This window comes from Thauera sp. (assembly GCF_047601425.1).
GTDB lineage: Bacteria > Pseudomonadota > Gammaproteobacteria > Burkholderiales > Rhodocyclaceae > Thauera.
On sequence record NZ_JASGJL010000001.1, the window covers coordinates 1,662,091 to 1,682,651 of the forward strand.

The 20,561-nt window shown below is 65.1% G+C and carries 17 protein-coding genes, 1 tRNA gene and 1 pseudogene; all 19 read right to left on the reverse strand.

What is annotated here, in order from left to right:
• Positions 1-5 precede the first annotated feature (5 nt).
• On the reverse strand, positions 6-1,922 hold the full coding sequence (gene thrS, locus QM748_RS08100) for a threonine--tRNA ligase (protein ID WP_415246486.1): 1,917 nt from the start codon (positions 1,920-1,922) through the stop codon (positions 6-8).
• A gap of 183 nt (positions 1,923-2,105) precedes the next feature.
• Positions 2,106-2,182 (reverse strand) — tRNA-Val (locus tag QM748_RS08105).
• Between the two features lie 68 nt (positions 2,183-2,250).
• The gene (locus QM748_RS08110; protein WP_415246487.1) at positions 2,251-2,493 is read right to left on the reverse strand and encodes a GlsB/YeaQ/YmgE family stress response membrane protein; all 243 of its coding nucleotides are present in this window, start codon (positions 2,491-2,493) and stop codon (positions 2,251-2,253) included.
• 84 nt (positions 2,494-2,577) lie between these two features.
• Entirely contained in the window at positions 2,578-3,366 is a 789-nt protein-coding gene (locus QM748_RS08115; protein ID WP_415246488.1) for a 3'-5' exonuclease, read from the reverse strand.
• Positions 3,366-3,803: a YdbL family protein gene (locus QM748_RS08120; protein WP_415246489.1), complete on the reverse strand. Its 438-nt coding sequence runs from the start codon at positions 3,801-3,803 to the stop codon at positions 3,366-3,368. The genes QM748_RS08115 and QM748_RS08120 overlap by 1 nt, the downstream gene beginning before the upstream one ends.
• Positions 3,800-3,931 (reverse strand): hypothetical protein, encoded by a 132-nt coding sequence (locus QM748_RS08125; protein WP_415246490.1) that lies wholly within the window; start codon positions 3,929-3,931, stop codon positions 3,800-3,802. The genes QM748_RS08120 and QM748_RS08125 overlap by 4 nt, the downstream gene beginning before the upstream one ends.
• A 104-nt stretch (positions 3,932-4,035) precedes the next feature.
• The gene (locus QM748_RS08130) at positions 4,036-6,063 is read right to left on the reverse strand and encodes a hypothetical protein (RefSeq protein ID WP_415246491.1); all 2,028 of its coding nucleotides are present in this window, start codon (positions 6,061-6,063) and stop codon (positions 4,036-4,038) included.
• A gap of 8 nt (positions 6,064-6,071) precedes the next feature.
• Positions 6,072-7,013, reverse strand: coding sequence for a cysteine synthase CysM (gene cysM, locus QM748_RS08135; protein ID WP_415246492.1), 942 nt, complete (start codon positions 7,011-7,013; stop codon positions 6,072-6,074).
• A gap of 43 nt (positions 7,014-7,056) precedes the next feature.
• On the reverse strand, positions 7,057-8,232 hold the full coding sequence (gene lapB, locus QM748_RS08140) for a lipopolysaccharide assembly protein LapB (protein WP_415246493.1): 1,176 nt from the start codon (positions 8,230-8,232) through the stop codon (positions 7,057-7,059).
• 34 nt (positions 8,233-8,266) lie between these two features.
• A pseudogene (locus QM748_RS08145) lies at positions 8,267-8,563 on the reverse strand (LapA family protein); the annotation flags it as partial.
• A 165-nt stretch (positions 8,564-8,728) separates the two neighbouring features.
• On the reverse strand, positions 8,729-9,013 hold the full coding sequence (locus QM748_RS08150; RefSeq protein WP_068637056.1) for an integration host factor subunit beta: 285 nt from the start codon (positions 9,011-9,013) through the stop codon (positions 8,729-8,731).
• 11 nt (positions 9,014-9,024) lie between these two features.
• Positions 9,025-10,728, reverse strand: coding sequence for a 30S ribosomal protein S1 (rpsA, locus tag QM748_RS08155; RefSeq protein ID WP_415246494.1), 1,704 nt, complete (start codon positions 10,726-10,728; stop codon positions 9,025-9,027).
• Between the two features lie 88 nt (positions 10,729-10,816).
• Complete coding sequence (locus QM748_RS08160; RefSeq protein WP_415246495.1) at positions 10,817-12,769, reverse strand: bifunctional 3-phosphoshikimate 1-carboxyvinyltransferase/cytidylate kinase; 1,953 nt, start codon at positions 12,767-12,769, stop codon at positions 10,817-10,819.
• 74 nt (positions 12,770-12,843) lie between these two features.
• On the reverse strand, positions 12,844-13,749 hold the full coding sequence (locus QM748_RS08165; protein ID WP_415246496.1) for a prephenate dehydrogenase: 906 nt from the start codon (positions 13,747-13,749) through the stop codon (positions 12,844-12,846).
• Positions 13,749-14,846, reverse strand: coding sequence for a histidinol-phosphate transaminase (gene hisC / locus QM748_RS08170; RefSeq protein ID WP_415246497.1), 1,098 nt, complete (start codon positions 14,844-14,846; stop codon positions 13,749-13,751). The genes QM748_RS08165 and hisC overlap by 1 nt, the downstream gene beginning before the upstream one ends.
• 55 nt (positions 14,847-14,901) lie before the next feature.
• Entirely contained in the window at positions 14,902-15,972 is a 1,071-nt protein-coding gene (gene pheA, locus QM748_RS08175) for a prephenate dehydratase (RefSeq protein WP_415246498.1), read from the reverse strand.
• A 15-nt stretch (positions 15,973-15,987) separates the two neighbouring features.
• Positions 15,988-17,085: a 3-phosphoserine/phosphohydroxythreonine transaminase gene (gene serC, locus QM748_RS08180; RefSeq protein ID WP_415246499.1), complete on the reverse strand. Its 1,098-nt coding sequence runs from the start codon at positions 17,083-17,085 to the stop codon at positions 15,988-15,990.
• Positions 17,085-19,754, reverse strand: coding sequence for a DNA gyrase subunit A (gene gyrA, locus QM748_RS08185; RefSeq protein ID WP_415246500.1), 2,670 nt, complete (start codon positions 19,752-19,754; stop codon positions 17,085-17,087). The genes serC and gyrA overlap by 1 nt, the downstream gene beginning before the upstream one ends.
• 298 nt (positions 19,755-20,052) lie before the next feature.
• Positions 20,053-20,496 carry an azurin gene (gene azu / locus QM748_RS08190; RefSeq protein ID WP_415246501.1) on the reverse strand — a complete coding sequence of 148 codons (444 nt, stop codon included), beginning with the start codon at positions 20,494-20,496 and terminating at the stop codon, positions 20,053-20,055.
• Between the last annotated feature and the right edge of the window lie 65 nt (positions 20,497-20,561).

Genomic DNA, 20,561 nt, shown 5'->3' on the forward strand with positions numbered 1-20,561 from the left:
AAAAATCAGACCGTGCCGGCCTTCGCTTCAACTTCGCGAAGCCAGCGTTCGATCAGCGAATCGAGGGACATTTGGCCAAGATCCTGGCCACCCCGGGCACGCACGGCCACCAGGCCAGCCGCCTTTTCCTTGTCGCCGATGACGATCTGATATGGCAGCTTCTGCACGCTATGTTCGCGGATTTTATAGTTAATCTTTTCGTTGCGCAAATCGGCTTCGACGCGGAAGCCCGCTTTCCTGAGCTTTGCCGCGGCTTCGGCGGCATAGTCCGCCTGCCCTTCCGAAATGTTCATGACCACCGCCTGCACCGGCGCCAGCCACAAGGGCATCGCCCCGGCGTGGTTCTCGATCAGGATGCCGATGAAGCGCTCCAGCGAACCCAGCACCGCGCGGTGCAGCATCACCGGCACCTTCTTGGTGTTGTCCTCGTCAACGTACTCCGCGCCGAGGCGCACCGGCAGGTTGAAGTCGAGCTGCAGCGTGCCGCACTGCCATACCCGGCCGAGGCTGTCCTTCAGCGAGAACTCGATCTTCGGCCCGTAGAAGGCCCCCTCGCCCGGCTGCAGCTCGTAGGGCAGGCCCTGCGCATCGAGTGCCGCCGCCAGCGCCGCTTCGGCCGCATCCCACTGCTCGTCGGTGCCGACGCGCTTGTCCGGCCGCGTCAACAGCTTGACCTGCACGTCGTTGAAGCCGAAATCGGCATAGACCTTCTGCAGCAGGCGGATGAACTCGGCCGATTCGGCCTGCACCTGGCTCTCGGCGCAGAAGATGTGCGCATCGTCCTGCACGAAGTTGCGCACGCGCATGATGCCGTGCAGCGAACCGGACGGCTCGTTGCGGTGGCAGGAGCCGAATTCGGCCATGCGCAGCGGCAGGTCGCGGTAGCTCTTCAAACCCTGGTTGAAGATCTGGATGTGGCACGGACAGTTCATCGGCTTGACCGCGTAGTCATGCTTCTCGGACTGCGTCGTGAACATCAGGTCGCCATACATGCCCCAGTGGCCAGATTTTTCCCACAGCGAGCGGTCAACGATCTGCGGCGTCTTCACTTCCTGGTAGCCGTGCTCGCCGAGCGTGCGGCGCATGTACTGCTCGATCTGCTGCCACAGCGTCCAGCCCTTGGCGTGCCAGAACACCATGCCCGGCGCCTCGTCCTGCAGGTGGAAGAGATCGAGCTGACGGCCAAGCTTGCGGTGGTCGCGCTTTTCGGCTTCCTCGATCATGTGCAGGTAGGCGTCGAGATCTTCCTTCTTCGTCCACGCCGTACCGTAGATGCGCTGCAGCATCTCGTTCTTCGAATCGCCGCGCCAGTAGGCGCCGGCCAGCTTCATCAGCTTGAAGACCTTGAGCTTGCCGGTCGAAGGCACGTGCGGGCCGCGGCACAGGTCGATGAAGTCGCCCTGGCGGTACAGCGAGACGTCCTCGTTTGCCGGGATGGAGGCGATGATCTCGGCCTTGTAGTGCTCGCCAATGCTCTTGAAGAACTCCACCGCCTTGTCGCGCGGCCACACTTCGCGCTCGACCGGGATGCTGCGCTTGGAAATCTCGGCCATGCGCGTTTCGATCGCGGTGAGGTCTTCCGGCGTGAAGGGGCGCTTGTATGAGAAGTCGTAATAGAAGCCGTTGTCGATCACCGGCCCGATCGTCACCTGGGCATCGGGGAACAGCTCCTTCACCGCATGCGCCAGCAGGTGGGCGGAGGAGTGGCGGATGATGTCCAGCCCATCCTCGTTCTTGTCGGTGACGATCGCCAGTTCCGCGTCGGTATCGAGCCGATGCGACAGGTCCACCAGCCTCCCGCCGACGCGCCCGGCCAGCGCGGCCTTGGCAAGCCCGGCGCCGATGGACGCCGCGACCTCGGCAACGGTCACCGGATGGTCGAAGCTGCGGACGGAACCATCGGGAAGCGTGATGTTGGGCATGGCTGTGATCTCTGGCAGTGTCTGCCCGGCGAAATCGCGGGTCAGGATACGAACGAAAATTGTGGACGAAAAAAAAGCGCGGTCTAGGCGCGCTTTTTTCTCTAGCAGACTAACAAGCGGAGCCGACCTGTTCAGTTTCCGGCCTGAGTGGTAGTTCGGAACATGTCATCGACTCCAGAATCTTGGTAGGCGCGATTGGATTCGAACCAACGACCCCCACCATGTCAAGGTGGTGCTCTAACCAACTGAGCTACGCGCCTGCTGAAGACCCGCATTATAGGCACTCATAAAAACTTGTCAAAGTTTTTTTGCAGTGCACACGAAAAAACTACTTCTTGAGTCGGCTGACGATGAACAGGATCACGATCGCGCCGACCACCGCGCCGATGAACCCTGCGCCTTCACCGGCATGATAGATACCGAGCGCCTGCCCGCCATAGGTCGCCACCAGCGAACCGGCGATACCGAGCAAGGCGGTCATGATCAGGCCCAGACCATCCTTGCCGGGATGCAGCAGGCGGGCGACGAGGCCGACGATCAGGCCGATGAAGATTGTAGCGATGATGCCCATGTGACTCTCCTGTTATGGGGTGAATACGTCGATGCGCGTGATCGGGCCAAACCGCGTTTCGCCGACCGCGTCTGGCCAACCACATCAGCCCTGCGGCCAGGCCTCCAGAAACTGCTTCCAGTGCGGCGCCTCGAGCCGTCCGAGCGATTCTCGCACGACTTCGACTTCGTCCGCCCAGGCCTTGGCGTCGAGATGTCCGCGCATGCGCTCGAAGCGTAGATAGACAAGATAGGTATTGACCACGTCGGTCTCGCAATAGTCGCGGATCTCGGTCGCGCGCCCTTCCTGCCAGGCCTGCCACACCGCCGAGCCGTCCATGCCGAGCTTGCCCGGGTAGCCCATCAGCTTGGCGAGGTCGTCCAGCGGTGCGCTGGCGCGCGGCTGGTACATCGCCAGCAGGTCCATCAGGTCGAGATGGCGGTTGTGGTAGCGGCCGATGTAGTTGTTCCACTTGAAGTCGCGCGAATCGTGGTAATCGCCCTCGCCCTGGTCCCAGTAGCGCGGCGCCGTGACGCCGTGCAGCATGCCGCGGTAATGCAGCACCGGCAGGTCGAAGCCGCCGCCGTTCCACGAAATGATCTGCGGCGTGTAGCGCTCGACGCCGTCGAAGAAGCGCTGGATGATCTCGCCTTCGCCCGCGTCCGGTTCGGACAGCGAAAACACGCGGAAATGCTGGGCGTCGCGCAGCACGCAGGAGATCGTCACCACCCGCTGCAGGTGGTGCGGCAGGAAATCGTTGCCGTGGCTGGCACGCCGCTGCTGGAAAGCCCATTCCGCCGCTTCGGTGTCGGACAGTTCGGGCGGCAGTTCGTACAGGTTCCGGATGCCGGCGACGTCCGGAATGGTTTCGATGTCGAAGACGAGAACGGGCATTACTTCTTCACCCAGCCCCCGCTTCGCTGCACCCACCAGCCGGCGGGGGCACGGTCGATCCAGCGCTGGGCGAAGGTGCTGCGGATGTCGGCTTCCCACTCCGGGTGCTGGTTGGCACGCGCGACTTCGCGGTACAGCGCGCTGCGGTCGGCGTTCTCCGCCGCCACCAGCGCATTGACGCTGCCGCGCTGCGCCAGCGGCACCGCCGATGCGTCCCGCAGGGCGACGCTGCCGTCGGCTGCGAGGCCGATCGCACCCGAGGCATATAGCGGCGCAAGCTGCCCATGGCGCTTCTGCATGGACAATTTCAGCGCGGCGATCGCCGGCGTGTCGATTTCGAGATTGCCCTGGGCCTGTACGGCAAAAGCCATCATGCAGCCCAGCAGGCCGGCCATCAGCCAGCGCATCCATCCCGGAACCCCGTGACCTGCGTTCATTGCCCTGCCCCCTGCTCTGCCGGCGCCGCCTGCGGCGGCTGGTTTTCACGTGTCTGCCAGACCTCGTCGATGATGCGGTCGGCGGCCTTTTCCGCGGCGGCGGCCGGGAAATAGATGTTGATCGTCACGCAAGCCGACGCAGCAAATGACAGGCTGCCCGCAAACAGCAACGATCGGATACGAAAGAATGACATTCAGTCCTCCTGCAGGACCCGGCGCCTGCCGGCCTGAATCAGTGCAACTCGGGCGAGACGTTGTTCTCGATCACACGCCGGATCCGGTCAACCAGCTCCTGCCAATCGACGCGGCGATTGTAGCCGATGACATCCAGCGCCGGGATGCCGCCGCCACGCACGATGGGAAAGCCGCCGTCCGGCCGCTCGCGGCCAGCGATTCCGCTCATCTCGCAGACACCGTTGACCAGCGTGCAATGGAAACCCAGCTCACTGTAGCCGAAAGTGTCGAACACGCTCAGCACGCCGCGCTGCAGCGCGGCGATCGCGCCGCCACCGCCCAGCGCGCCGATGTTCTGCACTGCCCGCTGGCTGATGCGCCGGCGATAACTCCCTGGGCTGCTGGCAAGCCGCAGATCGAACGCAACGGGTCGCCAGCCGGCCAGTTCCAGTTCCCGTACGTCGGCATCGACATAGCCGCTGATGCTGCCGAAGCTGAAGGTATCGGTGAGCTGTGACAGATCCAGATGGCGGGCCTCGACGTCTGCGCGCAGATGAGACGCGACGCCGAAAGGCTCGTTGACGCGTAAACCGGTCGCCTGCAGGTAGCCATCGAACACCGAAACCACCAACGCGCCATCCAGCGCGATCTCGCCCGTGCTGACGCGCATCCCCGGTAGCGAGGCGGACAGGGTGCCCGACATCGTCGGCCAGCCGAGCGCCCCGGTCAGCAAGGCCACCGACAACGGCTCGACGACCACGCCACCCTGCCCCCGCCAACCCTCCTCGCCGTATTCGAGCGTCAGGCCATCCAGGACCAGGGCGCCGTCGAGCAGCGGAATGCGTATCTGCTCGAACGCAAGCTGTCTACCATCAAGCAAGGCGTCAACACCGAAGGCGCCAAGTGACAGGGCCTCCCAATGCCCGCCCTGAACCTGGAAGCTGGCACGCGTCGGCGCCAACGCCGACCAGGGCAGATGGCCCGACAGCGGGCCGAAAGCCAGCACACGCCCACGGGTTTCGCCGACTTCATCCGCACCGGCGAGGCTGACGCCGGCTTCGTCGAAAACCAGATCCAACGAGAGCAGCCTCCCGTCCTTGATCTCGGCTCCCGCACCGACATGGCCGGCAAAGCGCAGTCGATCCGCCAATGCCGGCGCCAGCATCGGCGTGATCCAGTGTGGGCCTAGAATCGCGAGGTCGCCGCGGGCCAGCGACAGCGTGAGGTCCCGCAGCGCCCACGGGGCAAGCGCAAGGCGGGCGGTCAGGATGAGCCGATCGACACCCTCGAGTTCCAGCATCGCCATGTTCAGCACGAGCTCTTCGTCGTTCAGCCGGCCTTCCGCGTGCAATACCGGCCCTGCCTGCAGGTAAAGCGGATGCAGGTAGGCTTCGCCCCCCTCCCAGGCCAGCCGCCCCTGCCAGTCCCACCCCCCCGCCAGGGTTTTCGCCATCAACTCGAGTGACAGCGCCACGTTTTCGGCCGCCTGCAGTCCATCCGGGCTGGCAAAGCCGGCGTCATGCAGTTGCGCCTTCAGGCGCAGCGTGTCATGCGACCCTGCATCGCCGGCCTGCTGCCACGCCAGCGTGGCATCGATGCGTCCCTTGGCTGAATAACGCTTCAATTCGGCCACGAGCGCTGGCGAAACCATCTCCGCGAGGATGGCCAAGTCCTCGCCCAGTTCTTCGATATCGAAGCGTTTCAAGGCAGCTTCGAGCTGGCCTCCACCGTCATGGTGAATCTCCACAACCGCAGCCGACGACAGCCGAAGTTCGGCATCGAAAGCATAGGTCAATGGATCGAGGCGGAAATCGATGCTCAGGGGCAGGCGCTGCTCACCGACGCGGACTTCACCGCTCTTGCAGCGTATCTCCGGGTATGGGGCATTGGCCTCGGGGCAGCGCAGATGCAATCCACGCCAGTGCCGCCCGCCCAGTACCAGGTGAGCAATGCGCAGTTCCGGCGCAGCCCTGCCGGCCGTGAACTGCAGCTCAATGCCGTGCACCGACAGCCCGGGGGCGCGTATGTCGCCGATCGACAGCAGGATGCGTTCGATACCCTGTACCGGCAGTGCTGCCGCCAGCATCAGCAGGATCAGGCAGCAGCGGGCGACGACTCCTGCCGCCGTGGCCCGCAGTGCCCTCTCAGGCCGGAAACACGCCCGTCGAACAGATAGCGGTCGCCACGGTCGCAGACAATGGACACGATCACCGCATTCTCGAGCTCGGCGGCCAGCCGCAGCGCGACGTGCATCGAGCCACCGGAAGAGATGCCGGCAAAGATGCCTTCCTCGCGCGCCAGCCGGCGGGTCATTTCCTCCGCCTCGGCCTGGCTGACGCGTTCGACGCGATCGACCCGCGGACGCTCGAAGATCTTCGGCAGATAGGCTTCCGGCCACTTGCGGATGCCCGGAATCTGCGAACCCTCTTCCGGCTCGCAGCCGACGATCTGGATCTCGGGGTTCTTTTCCTTGAGGAAGTGCGAAGTTCCCATGATGGTGCCGGTGGTGCCCATCGAGCTGACGAAATGGGTCACGCGGCCGCCCGTCTGCTCCCAGATCTCGGGGCCGGTGCCTTCGTAATGGGCGAGCGGATTGTCCGGATTGGCGAACTGGTCGAGGATGATGCCCTTGCCTTCGTCGCGCATCCTGTCGGCGATGTCGCGCGCCATCTCCATGCCGCCGGACGTCGGCGTCAGCACCAGTTCGGCGCCGAAGGCGCGCATCGTCTGGCGCCGCTCCACGCTCTGGTTCTCCGGCATCACCAGGATCATGCGGTAGCCGCGCATCGCCGCCGCCATCGCCAACGCGATGCCGGTATTGCCGCTGGTCGCTTCGATCAGCGTGTCGCCGGGCTTGATCTCGCCGCGCGCCTCGGCACGCATCACCATCGACAATGCCGGCCGGTCCTTGACCGAACCAGCCGGGTTGTTGCCTTCGAGCTTGGCCAGGATGACGTTGTTGCGGCCGGCGTTGATGCGTTTCAGCCTCACCAGCGGGGTGTGGCCGACATAATCTTCCAGCGTCTTGAATTCCATGTGTCGGGGTCTCGGAATGAGGCAGGTGGCTGCTTCAGGTCGCTCAGGGCGTCAGATCGAATTCTTCGGTTCGCCGCGGCGGGTAGGTTTCCCAGCCGCCGCAGGCCGGGCAGCGCCAATGGAACTGCCGGGCCTTGAAGCCGCAGGCGTCGCAGCGATAGCGCGCGACCTTGCGGGTATGGCCATGGATCAGTTGCTTGATCAGTTCGACGTCGCCGCGCTGCTCGCTCGGCACCGTCAGCAGCGCGGCTTCGAGCAGCTTGTCCAGGCCCAGCAGCGTGGGGTTGCGGCGCAGTTCCTCACGCACCAGGTCGTAGGCCGCCTGCGGGCCCTGCTTGTCCATTTCCCAATGGAAAAGCTCGTCGAGCAGATCGAGCGAAGCATGGCTGTCGAGCCAGGCGCGCAGCAACTGGTGCCCCTCTTCCAGCCTCCCCAGGCGGCCATAGGCATCCATGATGCGCTCGGCGGCCAGAGCGAGATAGACCGGGTCCTGATTCTCGATCCGCTTCCAGGCCGTCAAGGCGTCCTGCTCCCGGCCCTGTGCAGCGCAGATGTCGCCACGGATCAGGCTCGCGCGCACGCAGCGCGGATTGACCGAGAGCGCCGCCTCGACGTGGCGCTCGGCCTCATCCTGCTTCGAGTTCGCCAGCGCAGCCGACGCCAGTTCACAATGGAAGTTCGCCACTTCGGTCCGCCACATCAGGCTTTCGTGGCCCGGCAGCGCATCAGCCACTTCGATAGCCTTCGCCCAGTCCTTCTCCTGCTGATAGATCTCCAGCAAGTAGCGCAAGGCCAGCGCATCGGCGCGCGTGCCGCGCAGGCGGACGAACACCTCTTCTGCACGGTCGAGCAGGCCGGCCTTGAGGAAATCCTGGCCGAGTTCGCCGAGCGCCTGCAGGCGCTGCTCCTCGCTGATGTCCTCGCGGTCGACCAGCAGTTGGTGGATGCGGATCGCCCGGTCGGTCTCGCCGCGGCGCCGGAACAGGCTGCCGAGGGCGAAATGCAGTTCGATCGTCTGCGGATCGATGCGCACGGCTTCGACGAAGGAGTCGATCGCCTTGTCAGGCTGCTCGTTGAGCAGGAAATTCAGCCCGGACAGATAGGAGCGCGGCAGCGCCCGCGACTCCTGAACCACCTGGCGGATGTCGATACGGGCGGCGAGCCAGCCCAGCGCAAAGAACAACGGAAGGGCCAGCAGCCACCAGAGTTCGATTTCCATGGGACGGCAGAACGCTCAGGAAAGGCCGGGCATCTGGATGTTCAACTGCCGGTTCGGCCGCATTGGCCGTCCGCTCGCGTTCAGCGCGTTCCCGCTCCAGTTGACGACGAAGCTGGGATATCTCGCGGCGCTGGCGCAGCAGTGAAGCGAAAGTCGCGGTGACCCCCAGCAAGGCGCCCGCAGCAAAGCTGACGAGGATGACGAATACCAGGGGAAGCTGCCACTGCCCGCCAAAGAAGAAGTTCAGGGTCGCCAGATGATCGTTCTTGATCGCGAACCCGAACAGCAGGATGAACAGCAGGAGGCGGATGAACCACATGATTGCGCGCATGGCGCCATTATCACCGAGCACGCGGCAAAAAAGAAGAAAGGCGGCCATCGGGCCGCCTTCCACTACTGCATCTGTTGCCACTCGCAAGCCTGGCTTGCATCCGATCGCCGCGCGGTCGATCGCCCGTTGGTGGCTGAACTCACCAGCCGAATCCGGCCCAGCTGCTCAGCCAGCGAGGTCCACGCGCTCGCGCAATTCCTTGCCGGCCTTGAAGTGCGGCACGTACTTTTCCGGCACGTGCACCTTCTCGCCCGACTTGGGATTGCGTCCGACGCGGGGCGGACGATAGTTCAGCGCGAAACTGCCAAACCCGCGGATCTCGATGCGATCCCCGCGCGCAAGCGCGTCGGTCATCGCATCGAGGATCATCTTGACCGCGTAATCGGCATCCTTTGCGACCAGTTGCGGAAAACGCTCCGCAAGCTGGGCGATCAGCTCCGATTTGGTCATGATCTGCTTGCTTACTGCTTCTGCTCGTTCAGCTTGGCCTTCAGCAGCGCACCCAGGTTGGTCGTGCCGGACGCGGCGGAGCTGTCGGAAGCCAGCTTGTTCATGGCTTCGTTCTGCTCGGCCTGATCCTTGGCGCGGATCGACAGGTTGATCGAACGGGTCTTGCGATCGACGTTGATCACCATCGCCTCGACTTCGTCGCCTTCCTTCAGCATCGTCGTCAGGTCATCGACGCGGTGGGCAGCGGCCTCGGAGGCGCGCAGGTAGGCTTCGACGTCGTCACCCAGCGAGATCACGGCGCCACGCGCATCGACCGACTTCACGGTGCCGCGCACGAGGGTGTTCTTCTCGTGGGTGGCGATGAAGTTGGTGTAGGGGTCGCCTTCCAGCTGCTTGATGCCCAGCGAGATGCGCTCGCGCTCGACGTCGATCGCCAGCACCACGGCTTCGACTTCGTCGCCCTTCTTGAAGCGGCGCACGGCTTCGTCGCCCTGCTCGCTCCACGACAGGTCGGACAGGTGCACCAGGCCGTCGATGCCGCCTTCCAGGCCGATGAAAACGCCGAAGTCGGTGATCGACTTGATCTGGCCGCGGACCTTGTCGCCCTTCTTGTGGTTGATGGCGAAATCGTCCCACGGGTTGGACATGCACTGCTTCATGCCCAGCGAGATGCGGCGGCGGTCTTCGTCGATCTCGAGGATCATCACTTCGACTTCGTCGCCCAGCTGGACGACCTTGGTCGGATGGATGTTCTTGTTGGTCCAGTCCATTTCGGACACGTGCACCAGGCCTTCGATGCCCTGCTCGACTTCGACGAAGGCGCCGTAGTCGGTGATGTTGGTGACCTTGCCGAACAGGCGGGTGCCTTGCGGGTAGCGGCGCGAGATGCCGACCCACGGATCTTCGCCCAGCTGCTTCAGGCCCAGCGAGACGCGGTTCTTCTCCTGGTCGAACTTGAGCACCTTGGCTTCGATCTCGTCACCGACGTTGAGCACTTCGCTCGGGTGACGGACGCGGCGCCAGGCCAGGTCGGTGATGTGCAGCAGGCCATCGATGCCGCCCAGGTCGACGAACGCACCGTAGTCGGTGATGTTCTTGACGATACCCTTGATGACGGTGCCTTCCTTGAGGTTGGCGAGCAGCTTCTCGCGCTCTTCGCCCATCGACTCTTCCAGCACGGCACGGCGCGAGACGACGACGTTGTTGCGCTTGCGGTCGAGCTTGATGACCTTGAATTCGTATTCCTTGCCTTCGTACGGCGTGGTGTCCTTGACCGGACGCATGTTGACCAGCGAGCCCGGCAGGAAGGCGCGGATGCTGTTGGTCATGACGGTCAGGCCACCCTTGACGCGGCCGGTGATGACGCCCTTGACCAGCGAGCCTTCGTTGAGGGCCTTCTCGAGGTCGTTCCAGGCGGCGATGCGCTTGGCCTTCTCGCGCGACAGGCGGGTTTCGCCGAAGCCGTCTTCCAGCGCGTCGATGGCAACGTGGATGAAATCGCCGACGTTGACTTCGAGTTCGCCGCGGTCGTTGCGGAACTCGTTGACGGGAACATAGCTTTCGGACTTCAGGCCGGCATTGACGACGACGAAGTTCTGATCGATGCGCACGACCTCGGCGGTGATGACTTCACCGGTGCGCATTTCCTGCAGGGCAAGGCTTTCCTCGAAAAGAGCGGCAAAGCTTTCTTCAAAGGCGGGGGTGGCGTTGGACATGAGGGATAAATCCGGGACCGCCGTGCGACGGCAAAAAAGTGAGATTAAGAAAAAACGCGCCTGGGTTCGCACCCCTGCGCGCGGCACTTCAACCGGCGGCCAGCCCCCGATCCCGCACGAGATCGAGCACGAAAGCCACGGCACCCTCGACGTCCAGTTCGGTCGTATCGAGCAGCACCGCATCCGGCAACTTCACGAGCGGCGCAACGGGCCGTGCCGCATCGCGCGCGTCACGTTCCCGAAGGTCGTCCAGAAGACTTTGCATGTTAGCAGGCAAACCCTTTTCGATCAACTGCTTATAACGGCGCCCGGCACGCGCCTCGGCCGTCGCGGTCAGGAAGACCTTGAGCTGCGCATCCGGGAATATCACCGAGCCCATGTCGCGGCCGTCGCCGACCAGCCCGGGCGCCACACGATAGTCGCGCTGACGGCCGAGCAGCGCTTCGCGCACCGCCGGCAGCACCGCGACCTTCGAGGCACCCGCCGAGCAGGCTTCGCTGCGGATGTCGGTGGTGATGTCATCACCGCCGAGCAGCACCCTGCCATCCTCGAAGCGCGCCGGCAGGCGGGCGGCGATCGCGGCGACGCCCGCTTCGTCGTCGAGCGCGACGCCAGCGCGCGTCGCCGCCAGCGCGACGATGCGGTACAGCGAACCGCTGTCGAGCACCTTCCAGCCGAGCGCGGCGGCGACACGCTCGGCCACCGTGCCCTTGCCCGATGCCGATGGGCCGTCGATCGCGATCACCGGCACCAGCCGCGTCACCGTGGCGAAAGCATCGAAATAGCCGGGGAAGGTCTTGTTCACGCACTTCGGATCGTTGATCCGCACGCGGCAGCCGCCCAGGCTCACGAGCGAGAAGCACATCGCCATGCGGTGGTCGTCGTAGGTATCGATCGCCGCCGGCAGCAGGCGCGCGGGCGGCGTCACACACAGGTAGTCCGCGCCCTCCTCGATTTCAGCGCCGACCTTGCGCAGTTCGATCGCCATCGCCGCGATGCGGTCGGTTTCCTTGACCCGCCAGCTGGCGATGTTGCGCAGCCGGCACGGACCGTCGGCGAACAGCGCGGCGACCGCCAGCGTCATCGCCGCATCCGGGATGTGGTTCAGATCGAGATCGAAAGCCTTCAGCACGCCCGATTCGGGCGCCGAGGCCTCGATCCAGTTGTCGCCCATGGTGATCCGCGCGCCGAGCTGCTCCAGCGCCTCGGCAAAACGGACGTCGCCCTGGATGCTGCTGCGGCCGACGCCTTCGACCCGCAGCGGCCCGCCGCCGATCGCACCGGCAGCGAGGAAGTACGAGGCGGAAGAGGCATCGCCTTCGACGAACACCGTGCCCGGGCTGTGATAACGCGCACCGCCCGGCACGACGAAGCGCTCCCAGCCCTGCTGCTCGACCTCGACGCCGAAGCGTGCCATCAACTCCAGCGTGATCGCGATGTAGGGCTTGGAGATCAGTTCACCGACGACTTCGACCGTGGTCTGCACCCCGGTCAGCGGCAGGGCCATCAGCAGCGCGGTGAGGAACTGGCTGGAAACGTCGCCCCGCACCCTGACCACGCCGCCCGGACTGATCGACGCCGGCTTGATGTGCAGCGGCGGATAACCTTCGTTCGCGGTGCAGGCGATGTCGGCGCCGAGCTGACGCAGCGCCTCGACCAGATCGCCGATCGGACGCTCGTGCATGCGCGGCACGCCCGACAGCCGGTATTCGCCGCCGGACAGCGCCAGCGCCGCGGTCAGCGGCCGGAAGGCGGTGCCGGCATTGCCGAGGAACAGCTCCGCGGCCTTGACCGGAAACGGCCCACCGACGCCATCGACCGCGTAATCCAGCGTATCGCCCTTGCGCTGCCAGCGCACCCCGAGCGCCTGCAGCGCTTCCAGCATGCGCTCGACGTCGTCGGAGGACAGCAGGTCGCGGATCTCGGTGCGGCCTTCGGCCAGCGCGGCGAGCAGCAACACGCGGTTGGAGATGCTCTTGGAGCCGGGCAGACGCACGCTGCCGCTCGCGCCCAGCATCGGAGACAGGTCGAGGAATTCCATGTTTCGTCTCTACAAGCAGGCCCCGCGTACGGGACGAATCCCGGGCCGGCTGACAGTCCGGCCCGGTCGATGAGTCATTCCGCCGTCTGCACCGGCAGGCCTTCGGCCCAGGCGTTGCGGGCGCGCCGGGCGCGGTCGAAGACGGTTTCGAGTGCATTGCCATCGCCCGCCGCGAGCATCTGCCGCAGGCTGGCCAGTTCGCCGAGATAGGCATCCAGTTCGGTCAGCAGCGCCACCCGATTGGCGACGCAGATGTCGCGCCACATTTCCGGATGGCTGCCGGCGATGCGGGTGAAGTCGCGGAAGCCGCTGGCCGCGTGCGAAAACAGCAATTGCGCATTGTCGCGCCGAGCCAGGTCGTCCACCAGGCCGAAAGCAAGCAAGTGCGGCAGGTGGCTGACGGCGGCGAACACGCGGTCGTGGTCCTGCGGCGTCATGTCGACCACACTGGCGCCGCAGGCCAGCCAGGCCGCCCGCACCAGTTCGACCGCATCGGCCCGGCTCTCGGGCAGCGGCGTCAGCACCACCTTGCGCTTGACGTAGAGATCGGCAAAGGCGGCATCCACGCCGCTCTTCTCGGCACCCGCGATCGGATGGGCCGGGACGATCTGCGGCAGCTGCGCACCGAAGTGGCGATGGATGGCTTCGATCACGTCGCGCTTGGTGCTGCCGGCATCGGTGACCACCGTCCCGGCGCCCAGGTGCGGCGCCATCGTCGCCATGATCATATCCATCTGCCCCACCGGCGCGGCGAGCAGCACCAGGTCGGCACCGGTCAGCGCCGAGGCCCAATCATCGGCGATCTCGTCGATGACACCCAATTCCAGTGCGCGCTCCAGCGGCTCGCGCCGCCGGCCGATGCCGACGATGCGGCCGACCGCCCCGGCACGCCGCAGGCCGAGCGCGAACGAGCCGCCGATCAGGCCGACACCGCAGATGACGAGCCTGCCGATCAGCGGCGCAGTCCTGCGGCCTTCCATCAGGCCAGCGCCCGCTTCAGCGCAGCAATGAAGCGCGCGTTCTCTTCCGGCAACCCGATCGACACCCGCAGCCAGTGCGGCATGCCATAGCCGGCGATCGGCCGCACGATCACGCCCTGCTGCAGCAAGGCGCGGTTGACTCCGGCAGCATCACCGACCTTGAAGGTGACGAAGTTGCCTGCCGACGGAATCCACTCCAGCCCCATCGCCACGAAGGCATCGGTGAGCTGCTGCATGCCGCGCCGGTTCAGTTCCGCCGACTGCGCCAGGAACTCCTCGTCAGCCAGCGCCGCTTCGGCCGCCGCCAGCGCGACGCTGGAGACGTTGAAGGGCTGGCGCACCCGGTTCATCAGGTCCGCCACCTCGGCATTCGCGACGCCGTAGCCTACCCGCAGTCCGGCCAGGCCGTAGGCCTTGGAGAAAGTGCGCGACACCAGCAGGTTGGGAAAACGCTCGATCCAGGCAATGGCATCGTAGCGCTGCGCCGGCGCCAGGTATTCGGTATAGGCCTCGTCGAGCACCACCAGCACGTCTCGCGGCACCTTGTCCAGGAAAGCCTCGATGTCCTTGCCGGGCAGGAAAGTTCCGGTCGGATTGTTGGGGTTGGCGATGAAGACGATGCGGGTATCGGGCGAGATCGCTGCCGCCATTGCATCCAGGTCGTGGCCGAAGTTCCGCGCCGGCACTTCGACGCCGCGCGCGCCGCGCGCCTGCGTCGCCAGCGGATAGACGGCGAAAGCATGCTGGGCATACACCGCCGAACACCCGGGGCGAAGGAAAGCCTGCGAGGCGATCTCGAGGATGTCATTGGAGCCGTTGCCGATCACCAGTTGTTCGGGCTGCACCTCGAGCTTGCGGCACAGCGCCGCCTTCAAGGCGAAGGCGCCGCCATCCGGGTAGCGCGCCAGATCGGTCAATGCAGCGCGCGCCGCATCGCGGGCGCGCGTGCTCATGCCCAGCGGATTCTCGTTCGATGCGAGCTTGACGATGCTGGACTCGGCAAGCCCCATCTCCCGCGCCAGCTCGGAGATCGGCTTGCCCGGCTGGTAGGGCATGATGGCGCGGATATGGTCCGGGGCACGGCTTGCTACGCTCATGGCTGTCTCCTTGATGGCACGTGGCCTCGTTCGTTGAATGCCTGGATTCAGAGTGTCAGATCGCGGCGATCGGATAGGAGCCGAGCACCTTCAGGAAAGCAGCACGATTGGCCAGTTCCGCAAGCGCGGCGGCGACTTCGGCATCATCGCGATGGCCGTTGATGTCGGCGTAGAACACGTACTCCCACAGGCCCGACTGCGCAGGGCGCGACTGCAGCTTGGTCATGTCCACACCGTGGCGCGCCAGCGGCTCCAGCAAGGCATGGATCGCTCCCGGCCGGTTCGGCGCCGAAAACACCAGTGACGTGCGGTCGCTGCCCGAAGGCCCGGCGTCATGGTTCGCGATGACGAGGAAGCGCGTGGTGTTGTTGGGGTTGTCCTCGATGTTCGGGGCCAGGATGTTCAGGCCATACAGCTGGGCTGCCGCCTCACCCGCGATCGCGCAGGACTCGGCGTCCTCGCTCGCCAGCCGCGCCGCCTCGGCATTGCTTGCCACCGGGATGCGCGGCAGGTGCGGCAGATTTCGATTGAGCCACTCGTGGCACTGCGCCAGCGACTGCGCATGCGAATACAGGCGCTTGGCGGCGCCGATGCCATCGGCACGCGACATCAGTTGCTGATGGATGCGCAGCCTGACTTCGCCGCACACCTTGACCGGACTCGCCAGCAGCAGGTCGAGCGTGATATTGACCGCGCCTTCGGTCGAATTCTCGACCGGCACGACGCCGTAATCGACGTTGCCGGCTTCGACCGCGCGGAACACGTCCTCGATCGTCGCCATCGGCATGAAGCCGGGCGCGGAGCCGAACTGCTTGCGGCTGGCGCTCTCGGAAAAAGTCCCGGCCGGACCGAGATAGGCAACGCGCTGCGGATGCTCCAGCCCCAGGCAGGCCGACATGATCTCGCGGAAGATGGTCTTGACCGAATCGGCCGGCAACGGCCCCTGGTTGAGTTCAGCCAGACGGCGCAGCACCTGGGCTTCGCGCTCGGGACGGTAGAACGGGGGCTTGCCCTGCTTCACCTCGCCCACACGCTGTGCACAGCGCGCACGCTCGGACAGGCGGACGAGGATTTCCTCGTCGAGGCGGTCGATTTCGTTGCGCAGCTTCAGCAGTTCGTCGCTCATGCTCGGTCCTTCGATTCAAGCCTTGCGCGCGGCAAAGTCGCGCATGAAGTCCACCAGCGCCTGCACCCCGGCCAGCGGCATTGCGTTGTAGATCGACGCTCGCATGCCTCCGACCGACTTGTGGCCCTTCAACTGCATCAGGCCGGCAGTCTTCGTCTCGGCCAGGAAAGCGTCGTTGAGGCTCTCGTCCTTCAGGAAGAAAGGCACGTTCATGCGCGAACGGCAGGCCGGATCGACGCGATTTTCATAAAAATCGCTGCCGTCGAGGAAGCCGTACAGCAGTTCCGCCTTGGCGATGTTCTGCGCTTCCATCGCCGCCACGCCGCCCTGGCGCTTGATCCACTGGAACACCAGGCCGGCGATGTAGATGCCGTAGGTCGGCGGCGTGTTGTACATCGACGCGTTTTCGGCCACGGTCCTGAAATCGAAGGCCGCCGGACAATGCGGCATCGCGCGGCCGAGCAGGTCTTCGCGCACGATGACGATGGTCAGGCCGGCCGGGCCGATGTTCTTCTGCGCGCCGCCGAAGATCAAGCCGTATTTCGACACGTCGATCACGCGCGACAGGATGTGCGAGGACATGTCGGCCACCACCGGCACTTCGCCGCGGCCGATCCGTGCCAGATCGGGCTCGAAGGGATATTCGACGCCGCCGATGGTCTCGTTGGTGCAGGTGAAGACATAGGCCGGATCGGCCGACAATTTCCACTCCGCCATCGGCGGCACCGTGGTGAAGCCGCTCGCCGCCGAGGTGGCGGCGATATTCACCTGGGCGTACTTGCGCGCTTCCTTTTCAGATTTCTGCGACCACGAGCCGGTGACGACGTAGTCGGCCACCTGCTTGTCGCCGATCAGGTTCATCGGGATGATCGCGTTCGCCGCGATCGCCCCGCCCTGCATGAACAGGATGCGGTAGTTGGCCGGCACGGCCAGCAGCTCGCGCAGGTCGGCTTCGGCCTGGGTGGCGATCGAGGTGAACTCCTTGCCGCGGTGGCTCATCTCCATCACACCCATGCCCGAACCCTGCCAGTCGAGCATCTCGTCGGCGGCCTGGCGCAGCACTTCCTCGGGCAGCACAGCCGGGCCGGCGCTGAAGTTCCATACGCGGCTCATCAGGCCTCTCCCTGTCCGTCGGCAGCAGGCGCATCGCCCTCGCCGCCGTTGCCATCCTGCGCATCGCCGTCGGCCGCGGCACCCGGCTCGCTCTCGGCGCCCTCGGCTTCATCGGGCTCACGCATGCTTTCGTCGGACTCCGACTCCGCCACCTTCTCGATGCTGGCGAGGAAAGTGCCGTCATCGAGATTGATCAGGGTCACGCCCTGGGTCGAGCGGCCCATCTCGCGGATGCTCTCGACGCTGGTGCGGATCAGCACGCCGCCGGTCGAGATCAGCATCACCTCGTCGGCCGGCTCGACCAGCACCGCGCCGACCAGCTTGCCGTTGCGGTCGGAGGTCTGGATCGCGATCATGCCCTTGGTGCCGCGGCCGTGGCGGGTGTATTCGGCCACCGGCGTGCGCTTGCCGTAGCCGTTCTCGGTCGCGGTCAGCACCGACTGCGACTCGTCCTTGGCCACCAGCATCGCGATCACGGCCTGGCCGTCTTCCAGCATCATGCCGCGCACGCCGCGCGCTTCGCGGCCCATCGGGCGCACGTCGGTCTCGGCGAAGCGCACTGCCTTGCCGGCGTCGGAGAACAGCATCACGTCGCATTGGCCGTCGGTGATGGCGACGCCGATCAGGTGGTCGCCGTCATCCAGATTGACCGCGATGATGCCGGCCTTGCGCGGGTTGGAGAAGGCCGACAGCGCGGTCTTCTTGACCGTGCCTTCCGAGGTCGCCATGAAGACGAAGTGTTCCTCGTCGAATTCCTTGATCGGCAGCACGGCGGTGATCTTCTCGCCTTCGACCAGCGGGAACAGATTGACGATCGGCTTGCCGCGCGAGTTGCGCGTGCCTTCGGGCACTTCGTACACCTTCAGCCAGTAGCAGCGGCCGCGGCTGGAGAAGCACAGCACGGTGTCGTGGGTGTTGGCGACGAAGAGATGGTCGATGAAGTCCTCGTCCTTCATCGAGGTCGCCTGCTTGCCGCGGCCGCCGCGGCGCTGGGCGCGGTAGTCGGCCAGCGGCTGGCGCTTGAAGTAGCCGGTGTGCGACAGGGTCACGACCATGTCTTCCGGCGTGATCAGGTCCTCGATGTTGATCTCGGCGGTGTTCATCACCAGTTCCGAGCGGCGCGGATCGCCGAACTGGTTGCGGATCGCGCTCAGCTCCTCGACGATGATCGCGGTGATGCGCTCGGGGCGGGCAAGGATGTCGAGCAGGTCGGTGATGATGTCCATCACTTCGCGGTACTCGCCGACGATCTTGTCCTGCTCCAGCCCGGTCAGGCGCTGCAGGCGCAGTTCCAGGATGGCCTGGGCCTGGGCCTCGGACAGGCGATAACCCTGCGCCGACAGGCCAAACTGCGCATCCAGCCCTTCCGGCCGGTAGCTGTCGGCCATCGCCCGCGACAGCATCTCCTCGACCAGCGGCGAGCGCCAGGTGCGCTCCATCAGGCCGCGCTTGGCATCGGCCGGCGTCGGCGCGGCCTTGATCAGGGCGATGATCTCGTCGACGTTCGACAGCGCCACCGCCAGGCCTTCGAGGATGTGGCCGCGGTCGCGCGCCTTGCGCAGTTCGAAGATGGTGCGGCGGGTGACGACCTCGCGCCGGTGCTCGAGGAAGCACACCAGCATCTGCTTCAGGTTCAGCAGGCGCGGCTTGCCATCGACCAGCGCCACCATGTTCATGCCGAAGCTGTCCTGCAGCTGGGTGTGCTTGAACAGCTTGTTCAGCACCACCTCGGGCATCTCGCCGCGCTTGAGCTCGACCACCAGGCGCATGCCGGACTTGTCGGACTCGTCGCGGATCTCGCTGATGCCTTCGATCTTCTTTTCGTTGACCAGCTCGGCCATGCGCTCCTGCAGGGTGCGCTTGTTGACCTGGTAAGGCAGCTCATCGACGACGATGGCCTGGCGGTCGGTCTTGCCGATCGGCTCGAAGTGGGTGCGCGCGCGCATCACCACCCTGCCACGGCCGGTGCGGTAGCCTTCATGCACGCCGTGCAGGCCGTAGATCAGGCCGGCAGTCGGGAAATCGGGCGCCTTGACGATGTCGATCAGCGCCTCGATGTCGGTGTCCGGCTCTGCCAGCAGCTTCAGGCAGGCGTCGACGATCTCGCCCAGGTTGTGCGGCGGGATGTTGGTCGCCATGCCGACCGCGATGCCGCTCGAACCGTTGATCAGCAGGTTTGGAATGCGCGCCGGCATGACCAGCGGCTCCTTCTCCGAGCCGTCGTAGTTCGGCCCGAAGTCGACCGTCTCCTTGTCGATGTCGGCCAGCAGTTCGTGGCCGATGCGCGCCATGCGGATTTCGGTGTAGCGCATCGCCGCGGCGTTGTCGCCGTCGACCGAACCGAAGTTGCCCTGGCCGTCGACCAGCATGTAGCGCAACGAGAAATCCTGCGCCATGCGCACGATGGTGTCATACACCGCGGTGTCGCCGTGCGGATGGTATTTACCGATGACGTCGCCGACGATACGCGCGGATTTCTTGTAGGCACGGTTCCAGTCGTTGGACAGCTCGTGCATCGCGAACAGCACACGGCGGTGCACCGGCTTGAGGCCGTCGCGCGCATCGGGGAGCGCGCGGCCCACGATCACGCTCATGGCGTAATCGAGATAGGAGTGCCGCATCTCCTCTTCGAGGCTGATCGGCAGTGTTTCCTTGGCGAACTGGGTCATGCTCGAAGGCGGCATAAGCCGCTTGAATCAAAAACGGTCAATGCTACCACGAGCCCCCTCTCTCGACCGAACTGCAGTCGCAGAGCCGTCAAAGGAGCGGTACACGGGGACGACGGGCAAAGGGGCGCGCAACATGCGCCGGAAAATCACGCGCCAAAAACAATCCAGGGGCTCGCAAGCATGTCGGCAGGGCATCAGACGCCCCCTCTCATGCAAAAAGGGGGAGCACGGCACGCGCTCCCCCTTCATCCTGCCATGCCGTCCGGAGCCGCATCGGGCCCGAACGGCAAACGGCCGATCAGAACTTCAGTTCGCCCTTCATCACTGCCCAGTGGCCGGGGAAAGAGCAGAAGTAGGTGTACTTCTGGCCGGCAGCAAGCTTGGAAACATCGAACGTGACCGAATCGGACTCGCCGCCACCGATCAGCTTGGTATGAGCGACGATGCGCGCATCGCCGTCATTCAGGTAATCCTTGGCAGGGCCTGCCTTGGCACCCTCGGCAGCCAGATCCTTGACGTCGGCATCCTTCGCCAGCACCCAGTTGTGGCCCATCGCAGCCTTGGCCAGCTTGCCGGTGTGCTTCAGGGTGACGGTGAACTGCTTGCAGCTCTTGTTGACCACGATTTCCTTGGCGTTGAACTGCATCATGTCGTTGCCTTCGATGGTGGCCTCGCAGGCAGCCCAGGCCGGGGCGACAGCGGCAGACAGCAGGACGCAGGCAGCAACTTTCTTCAATTTCATCGATATCTCCTATGGCTTCCTGACTATCAGGAACACATTCAACAACATTGACACAGGCAAACGCC

What these genes read in the sequence shown, in the direction of transcription:
- thrS (WP_415246486.1), bottom strand. Translation starts at nt 1,922, where the DNA reads ATGCCCAACATCACGCTTCCCGATGGTTCCGTCCGCAGCTTCGACCAT.
- QM748_RS08110 (WP_415246487.1), bottom strand. Translation starts at nt 2,493, where the DNA reads ATGGGCATCATCGCTACAATCTTCATCGGCCTGATCGTCGGCCTCGTC.
- QM748_RS08115 (WP_415246488.1), bottom strand. Translation starts at nt 3,366, where the DNA reads ATGCCCGTTCTCGTCTTCGACATCGAAACCATTCCGGACGTCGCCGGC.
- QM748_RS08120 (WP_415246489.1), bottom strand. Translation starts at nt 3,803, where the DNA reads ATGAACGCAGGTCACGGGGTTCCGGGATGGATGCGCTGGCTGATGGCC.
- QM748_RS08130 (WP_415246491.1), bottom strand. Translation starts at nt 6,063, where the DNA reads ATGCTGGCGGCAGCACTGCCGGTACAGGGTATCGAACGCATCCTGCTG.
- cysM (WP_415246492.1), bottom strand. Translation starts at nt 7,013, where the DNA reads ATGGAATTCAAGACGCTGGAAGATTATGTCGGCCACACCCCGCTGGTG.
- lapB (WP_415246493.1), bottom strand. Translation starts at nt 8,232, where the DNA reads ATGGAAATCGAACTCTGGTGGCTGCTGGCCCTTCCGTTGTTCTTTGCG.
- QM748_RS08150 (WP_068637056.1), bottom strand. Translation starts at nt 9,013, where the DNA reads ATGACCAAATCGGAGCTGATCGCCCAGCTTGCGGAGCGTTTTCCGCAA.
- rpsA (WP_415246494.1), bottom strand. Translation starts at nt 10,728, where the DNA reads ATGTCCAACGCCACCCCCGCCTTTGAAGAAAGCTTTGCCGCTCTTTTC.
- QM748_RS08160 (WP_415246495.1), bottom strand. Translation starts at nt 12,769, where the DNA reads ATGGAATTCCTCGACCTGTCTCCGATGCTGGGCGCGAGCGGCAGCGTG.
- QM748_RS08165 (WP_415246496.1), bottom strand. Translation starts at nt 13,749, where the DNA reads ATGGAAGGCCGCAGGACTGCGCCGCTGATCGGCAGGCTCGTCATCTGC.
- hisC (WP_415246497.1), bottom strand. Translation starts at nt 14,846, where the DNA reads ATGAGCGTAGCAAGCCGTGCCCCGGACCATATCCGCGCCATCATGCCC.
- pheA (WP_415246498.1), bottom strand. Translation starts at nt 15,972, where the DNA reads ATGAGCGACGAACTGCTGAAGCTGCGCAACGAAATCGACCGCCTCGAC.
- serC (WP_415246499.1), bottom strand. Translation starts at nt 17,085, where the DNA reads ATGAGCCGCGTATGGAACTTCAGCGCCGGCCCGGCTGTGCTGCCCGAG.
- gyrA (WP_415246500.1), bottom strand. Translation starts at nt 19,754, where the DNA reads ATGACCCAGTTCGCCAAGGAAACACTGCCGATCAGCCTCGAAGAGGAG.
- azu (WP_415246501.1), bottom strand. Translation starts at nt 20,496, where the DNA reads ATGAAATTGAAGAAAGTTGCTGCCTGCGTCCTGCTGTCTGCCGCTGTC.